This is a genomic window from Thermomonas haemolytica (assembly GCF_004346265.1).
Classification (GTDB): Bacteria; Pseudomonadota; Gammaproteobacteria; order Xanthomonadales; family Xanthomonadaceae; genus Thermomonas; species Thermomonas haemolytica.
Genome location: NZ_SMAP01000010.1, coordinates 95,179 through 101,988, shown reverse-complemented (window position 1 = coordinate 101,988; position 6,810 = coordinate 95,179). Strand labels below are relative to the sequence as shown.

Below are 6,810 nucleotides of genomic sequence, written 5' to 3'. Positions count from 1 at the left end.
TCGGCCAGCTTGTAGTGCCTTGTCCCCTCGCACGAAGGGCATCGCTTCATGACCAAATCCTCGTTGATCTGGTCCGGTTTGGCTAGGAATTACCTAATTTTATAGTAGACACCGCCGAGCTCGAAAACATTATCGAATCTCTCAATCAACTTGATTCTTATGAGGCTCTGGATCTCGGGGCTAATCCGCACGAGATACGAGAGGCTTTTGAGATTGCCATTGGCATTCGTCAGCCATCCCCAAAGGCGCGATTAGCGCACTCAATTCTTCATAGTCGAGATGCTCCGTATGATCGCGAGCCGCACGAAGATGCTAAGGAAAAATCATTCAAGCCCACCTCTTGGACTCTCTCTCTAACAAATGCCTTTGTCAAAGAGACCAAGGGCATAGATCGCAAACTTCAGGGACGAATTCTAGAGTGCCTACTAGACCTAATTAATGAACCGATGACGGTAAGGGGAGATACGTGCAAGCCCCTATCGGGAAAGCTCGCCGGCCTATGGCGCTTGCGAATTGGTGATGCTCGCCTGATTTATAAGCCTGACACATGCATGCATATTGTTTATTGTTTGTCGTTTAGTTCGCGCGGCGAGGCATACCAGTAATTAATATAGCCTAAAAAATTCATTCAAGCCGACGCCGCTTCGCGGGGAGGCTTGACTCAGGTATTAACCCTTAATGAAAGCTCGGTCGCAAGAACTAGTTGAGAAAAGCATCGCCGCGATGGTTTCGGCGATTGAGGTCTATAACAAGCCGGATTTCAAGTATCGAGAGGAAACCTTCTCCATACTTGCCATCAACGCATGGGAATTACTCCTTAAGGCCAAATGGCTTAAGGACCACAACAATAAGGTTCGCTCCCTCTACGTTACCGAGAAGAGAATGCGGCCGAACGGGAAGCCGTACAAGCATGCCAAAGTAAAAATGACTGGCTCGGGAAATCCGTTCACGCATAGCCTTGATTACTTGGCGAAGAAGATGGCTGAAAAGAAGACGCTAGCTGACGCAGCCCACAAGAACATCATCGCGCTCTGTGAGATCAGAGACTCCTCAGTTCACTTTTACAACAAGAGCAGAGTGTTCGCTGTCAGGCTTCAGGAAGTCGGGAGCGCATCGGTTCGGAACTATGCGAGAGCCGCACAATCCTGGTTTGGCACCGACTTTTCGCAATACAACTTTTACCTGATGCCTCTTGCGTTCGTGAAACATCAGCAACCATCTGATGCAATCCTTCTCAACAAAGAAGAGAAAAATGTTGCATCCTTCATCTCATCACTCGAGGCAGCTAATGATCCGGTGACAGGCTACGCAGTCTCGGTCAACATAGAGTTAAAGTTCCTCAAGTCAAAAGCTGGAGATGCGATCAAGGTTCAGGTCACGAACGACCCGGGCGCACCGAAAGTTCAACTCACCGAAGAGCACTTGAAGGACAAATACCCATTAAATTACGCGGCACTTACCAAAGCCTGTACCGAGCGCTACTGCGACTTCGTGCAAAACAAGAAGTACCATAATCTTCGCAAGCCACTGAAGGCAGATAAACGCTACTGTCACGTCAAGAAGCTTGACCCCGACAACCCGAAGAGTGCCAAGCAAGAGTGGTACAGCCAAGCCGTCTTCAACGTTTTGGACCAGCACTACACCAGTAAGGGCAAATAGAATAACTGGGCCAGGTTCACATCCTAATATCCGGTCTCCCACAACGCACAAGGCCCGCATCGCTGCGGGCCTTGTCTTATCCGGGTTCCAATCGGTAAATCGCCGTCGTCACTCCCGCAGCGCCAGCCGCTGCCCCAGCCGCACCGGGGATTCCGCGTGCAGCGCCGGGTCCAGCGTGGCCGCGCCCTGGGGCAGCAGCACGATGACGGTGCTGCCGTAGTTGAAGCGGGCCATCTCGGCGAAGCGTTCCAGGGTGATCCCCTTGCCGCGGTAGTCCTTGCGGACGATGGCATGGCCATACGGCGGGACTTCCACGCCGCCCCAGACGGTTTCGATGCCCGATACCAGCAGCGCACCCACCATCACCTGCGCCATGGGGCCGAAGTCGGTGTCGAAGTGGCAGACCAGGCGCTCGTTGCGGGCGAACAGGCGCGGCACGCTGGCCACGGCATCCACGCCCACCGAGAACAGGCGGCCGGGCACGTGCACGGTTTCGCGCAGGGTGCCGGTCCACGGCATGTGCACGCGGTGGTAGTCGCGCGGCGACAGGTACACGGTGGCGAAGCTGCCGTCGCGGAACGGGGCGGCATCGGCCTCGCTGCCCAGCAGTTCGGCGGCGGTGAAACTGCGCCCCTTGGCCTGGAAGATGCGCCCGTCCACGATCGGTCCGCACTGGCTGATATGGCCGTCGGCCGGCATCAGCAGGGCACGCGGGTCGGGATCGGGCGTGCGTGCGCCGGGCTTGAGCGCGCGGGTGAAGAAAGCGTTGAATGTCGGGTAGGCGGTGGGGTCGGGCTCCGCCGCTTCGCTCAGGTCCACGCCGAACTTGCGGGTGACAGTGTCGATCAGCCACTGCTTGATCGCGCAGTTTCTGGAATACGCCAGCCGCCGCGCCAGCGAGGACAGCAGGCGGTGCGGCAGCACGTAGGTGAGGGCGGTGACGGGGCTCATGGTAGTTGCTCGTCATCCCCGCGCAGGCGGGGATCGCTTGGGTTGGCGGGATGGGAAAGTATCGCAAGGAGCGATTCCCGCCTTCGCGGGAATGACGGCCTTGGGGCGCGGGAGTGATGCCCGTGAGAGGCGGGAATGACGGCTGTGTGGGGCGGGAATGACGGCTGCCGGGGGCGCCGTGGTTGAAGCACGGAAGCCCTTGGCGCGGTTATTCCGCGCTCGCGGGGGTGGCGGCCTGGGCGGTCAGCGCTTCAAGGTCGGCCGCGATGCCCTTCACGTCGAACGGCGGTTGCACCACGCCGGCCATACGCGCCTGCGGATCCAGCAGCACCAGCGCGGCGCTGTGGTCGATGCTGTAGTCGGCCGGGTCGCCGCTGGGGCCGGGCACCTTCATGAACACCAGCGACAGCGAGCGGGCGAAGGCCTCCAGCTGCGGCAGCGGCGCGGTGGCGGCCAGGGTGTCGGGATGGAAGGCGTGGGCGTACTGGGCGACCAGCTGCGGGGTGTCGCGCTCGGGATCGGCGGAGACGAACAGCACCCGCGGGCGGGTGGCCTCCGGCAGCGCGGCCCACTGCTTCTGCGCGCCGGCCATCTCCGTCAGGGTGGTGGGGCAGACGTCCGGGCAGTGGGTGAAGCCGAGGAACACGGCGGTCCAGTGGCCCTTCAGCGTGTCCGGCGTCAGCGCGGTGCCGTCGGCCTGCTGCAGCGAGAACGCCGGCAGCACGCGCGGGGTGGGCAGCAGGGTGATCGCGCGCGGGGCGGGCAGGGCGGAAGCGGTCGAGGCGGCTGGGGCGGCCGGGCCTTGCAGGCGCTGCGCGGCCCACAGGCCCAGCGCGGCCGCGACCACGGCGACCACCAGAATCGGAACGAGGCGTTTGGACATGGCATTGGCGGGGCATCGGGCGGGCCGCCATGATACCGGGGCGCCGCCGCTATACTTCACGGCCGTGCCCGCGTGTCGCCGCCCATGTCCCAGGAACTGCAGACCATCATCGACCTGATCCGCTACGGCGCCAGCCGGTTCAACGCGGCGGGCCTGACCTTCGGCCACAGTTACGACAACGCGCTGGACGAGGCCACCCAGCTCACCCTGCACGCGCTGCACCTGCCGCACGACCTGCCGCCGGCCTACGGCAACGCCCGCATCACCGAGGCCGAGAAGGAAGAGGTGCTGGCGCTGTTCCTGCGCCGCATCGAGGAGCGCATTCCCGCCTGCTATCTCACCGGCGAGGCGTGGTTCGCGGGCCTCAGCTTCAAGTCCGATCCGCGCGCGCTGGTGCCGCGCTCGCCCATCGCGGAGCTGATCGAGGCCGGCTTCCAGCCCTGGCTGGGCGACCGCGAGGTGCGCCGCGCGCTGGACCTGTGCACCGGCTCCGGCTGTATTGCGATTGCCATGGCGCACTACAACCCGGACTGGCACGTGGACGGCGTGGACATCAGCGACGACGCGCTGGCGCTGGCGCGCGAGAACGAAAAGCGCCTGCACGTGGAGAACGTGCGCTTCCTGAAGTCCGACCTGTTCAGCGGCCTGCAGGGCGAGCGGTACGACCTGATCGTCACCAACCCGCCCTACGTCACCAACGCCGAAACCGACGCGCTGCCGCGCGAGTACGCGCACGAACCGGAACTCGGCCTGCGCGCCGGCGACGACGGCCTGGACCTCGCCCTGTGCATCCTGCGCGACGCCCCGCTGCACCTCTCCGAAGACGGTCTGCTGATCTGCGAGGTGGGTGAGGCCGAGCGCGCGCTGGTCAAGCTGCTGCCGGAACTGCCGCTGGCGTGGGTGGAGTTCAAGGTGGGCCAGATGGGCATCTTCGTGGCCGAGTGCGCCGACCTGATCGAGCACAACGCCCGCATCACCGCGCTGGCCGCCGCCCGCGAAGGCCGCAAGGCCCCGGCGGCGACCACGGGGCGGCTGCTCTGAGGCGATGAACACCTTCGGCCACCTGCTGCGCGTCACCACCTTCGGCGAGTCGCACGGGCCGGCGATCGGCTGCGTGATCGACGGCTGTCCGCCGGGGATCGCGATCGCGCCTGCAGACTTCGCGCATGACCTTGCGCGGCGCGCCACCGGCAAGACGCGGCATACCTCGGCGCGGCACGAAGCGGACGAAGTGGAAATCCTGTCCGGGGTGTATGAAGGCATCACCACCGGCACGCCGATCGCGCTGCTGGTCCGCAACGTGGATGCGCGCAGCAAGGACTACGCGAAGATCGCCTCGCAGTTCCGTCCCGGGCATGCCGATTACACCTACTGGCAGAAGTACGGCATCCGCGATCCGCGCGGAGGCGGGCGTTCCAGCGCGCGCGAAACGACGATGCGCGTGGCCGCCGCCGTGATCGCCAAGAAGTGGCTGGCGCAGCGCGGCGTCAGCGTGCGCGGCTGCATGGTCCAGATCGGCGACGTGCTGCCGCGTGCGCACGACTGGAGCGCGGTCGAAGGTAATCCGTTCTTCTGGCCCTGCGCGGAGCAGGTGCCGGAGCTGGAGGCCTACATGGACGCGCTGCGCAAATCCGGCGATTCGGTCGGCGCGAAGCTCCTGGTGGTGGCCGACGGCGTGCCGCCGGGCTGGGGCGAGCCGGTCTATGGCAAGCTGGATGCAGAGCTGGCGGCGGCGATGATGTCGATCAACGCGGTCAAGGGCGTGGAGATCGGCGACGGCTTCGCCGCGGTGGCGCAGAAGGGCAGCGCGCACCGCGACGTGATGACGCCGGACGGCTTCCTGTCCAACCACGCAGGCGGCATCCTCGGCGGCATTTCCACCGGGCAGCAGGTGTCGGTGTCGGTGGCGTTCAAGCCGACCTCCAGCCTGCGCCTGCCGGTGCAGGGGCTGGACGTGGACGGCCACGTGGTGGACATCGTCACCACTGGGCGCCACGACCCTTGCGTGGGCATCCGCGCGACCCCGATCTGCGAGGCGATGCTGGCACTGGTGCTGATGGACCAGGCGCTGCGCCACCGCGCGCAGTGCGGCGACGTGGGCGAGGTGCAGCCGCGCATCCCGGCCACGCCCGCCATGTCCGACGCCAAACGATAGCGGCGCGCCGCCGGCTTCGCCCCCACGGGCAGCAGCGCGCCGCAGCGGGACACGCAGGTCAATCCATTCCCCGCAGGCGCCATGCGGCGCCGCATCCAGACGTTCGAGGCAAACAACAATGAGCAAGCAGTACAAGGTGGCCGTGGTCGGCGCGACCGGCGCGGTGGGCGAGGTGATGCTGTCGATCCTGGCAGAGCGCGGGTTCCCGGCCAGCGAGGTGGTGGCGCTGGCCAGCGAGCGCTCGGCCGGTACCCAGGTCGCGTTCGGCGATGACGAGCTGGTGGTGCAGGACCTGGCCACGTTCGACCCGGCCTCCATCGACATCGCGCTGTTCTCCGCGGGCGGCGCGATCTCCAAGGAATACGCGCCGAAGTTCGCCGCCGCCGGCGCGGTGGTGATCGACAACTCCTCCACCTTCCGCTACGACGACGACGTGCCGCTGGTGGTCAGCGAGGTGAACCCGGAGGCGGCACGCCACCGCCCGCGCGGCATCATCGCCAACCCCAACTGCTCCACCATGCAGCTGATGCCGGTGCTGGCGCCGATCCACAAGGCGTACGGCATCGAGCGCATCAACGTGGCCACCTACCAGTCGGTGTCCGGTGGCGGCCGCAGCGCGCTGGAGGAACTGGGCCGCCAGACCGCGGCGCTGCTCAGCTTCCAGGACCCGGCGCCGGCGAAGTTCCCGGTGCAGATCGCGTTCAACCTGATCCCGCACATCGACGAGTTCCAGCCCAACGGCTACACCAAGGAAGAGATGAAGCTGGTGTGGGAGACGCAGAAGATCCTGGGCGATGCGTCCATCCAGGTGAACCCCACCGCGGTGCGGGTGCCGGTGTTCTTCGGCCATTCCGAAGCGGTGAACGTGGAGACGAAGAAGAAGATCACCCCGGACGAAGCGCGCGCGCTACTGCGTACCGCGCCGGGCGTGGAGGTGGTGGACGAGCCCAGGCCCGGCGGCTATCCCACGCCGGTGACCCACGCCTCGGGCAAGGACCCGGTGTTCGTGGGCCGCATCCGCGAGGACCTGTCGCACCCGCGCGGGCTCAACCTGTGGGTGGTGGCCGACAACATCCGCAAGGGCGCGGCGCTCAACGCGGTGCAGATCGCCGAGCTGCTGGTGGCCGAGGGCTTGCCGGCGAAGGCCGCGCGCGGCTAGAGT

Annotated in this window: 6 protein-coding genes; 4 read left to right on the top strand and 2 right to left on the bottom strand. The window is 65.0% G+C overall.

Going from position 1 to position 6,810, the window contains the following annotated elements:
* Positions 1-678: 678 nt before the first annotated feature.
* The gene (locus tag EDC34_RS11265) at positions 679-1,659 is read left to right on the top strand and encodes a DUF3644 domain-containing protein (RefSeq protein WP_114960806.1); all 981 of its coding nucleotides are present in this window, start codon (positions 679-681) and stop codon (positions 1,657-1,659) included.
* A gap of 108 nt (positions 1,660-1,767) precedes the next feature.
* Here the strand turns inward: EDC34_RS11265 and asd are convergent, their stop codons facing one another.
* Positions 1,768-2,610 (bottom strand): archaetidylserine decarboxylase, encoded by an 843-nt coding sequence (gene asd / locus EDC34_RS11260; RefSeq protein ID WP_114960807.1) that lies wholly within the window; start codon positions 2,608-2,610, stop codon positions 1,768-1,770.
* Positions 2,611-2,818: 208 nt separating this feature from the next.
* Entirely contained in the window at positions 2,819-3,493 is a 675-nt protein-coding gene (locus EDC34_RS11255; RefSeq protein ID WP_114960808.1) for an SCO family protein, read from the bottom strand.
* A gap of 84 nt (positions 3,494-3,577) precedes the next feature.
* Between EDC34_RS11255 and prmB the strand changes: the two genes are divergently transcribed.
* From prmB to EDC34_RS11240, 3 genes are all read left to right on the top strand, one after another.
* Positions 3,578-4,534 carry a 50S ribosomal protein L3 N(5)-glutamine methyltransferase gene (gene prmB / locus EDC34_RS11250; RefSeq protein ID WP_114960809.1) on the top strand — a complete coding sequence of 319 codons (957 nt, stop codon included), beginning with the start codon at positions 3,578-3,580 and terminating at the stop codon, positions 4,532-4,534.
* Positions 4,535-4,538: 4 nt separating this feature from the next.
* Complete coding sequence (gene aroC / locus EDC34_RS11245) at positions 4,539-5,648, top strand: chorismate synthase (RefSeq protein WP_114960810.1); 1,110 nt, start codon at positions 4,539-4,541, stop codon at positions 5,646-5,648.
* Between the two features lie 118 nt (positions 5,649-5,766).
* Entirely contained in the window at positions 5,767-6,807 is a 1,041-nt protein-coding gene (locus tag EDC34_RS11240; protein WP_114960811.1) for an aspartate-semialdehyde dehydrogenase, read from the top strand.
* Positions 6,808-6,810: the final 3 nt, after the last annotated feature.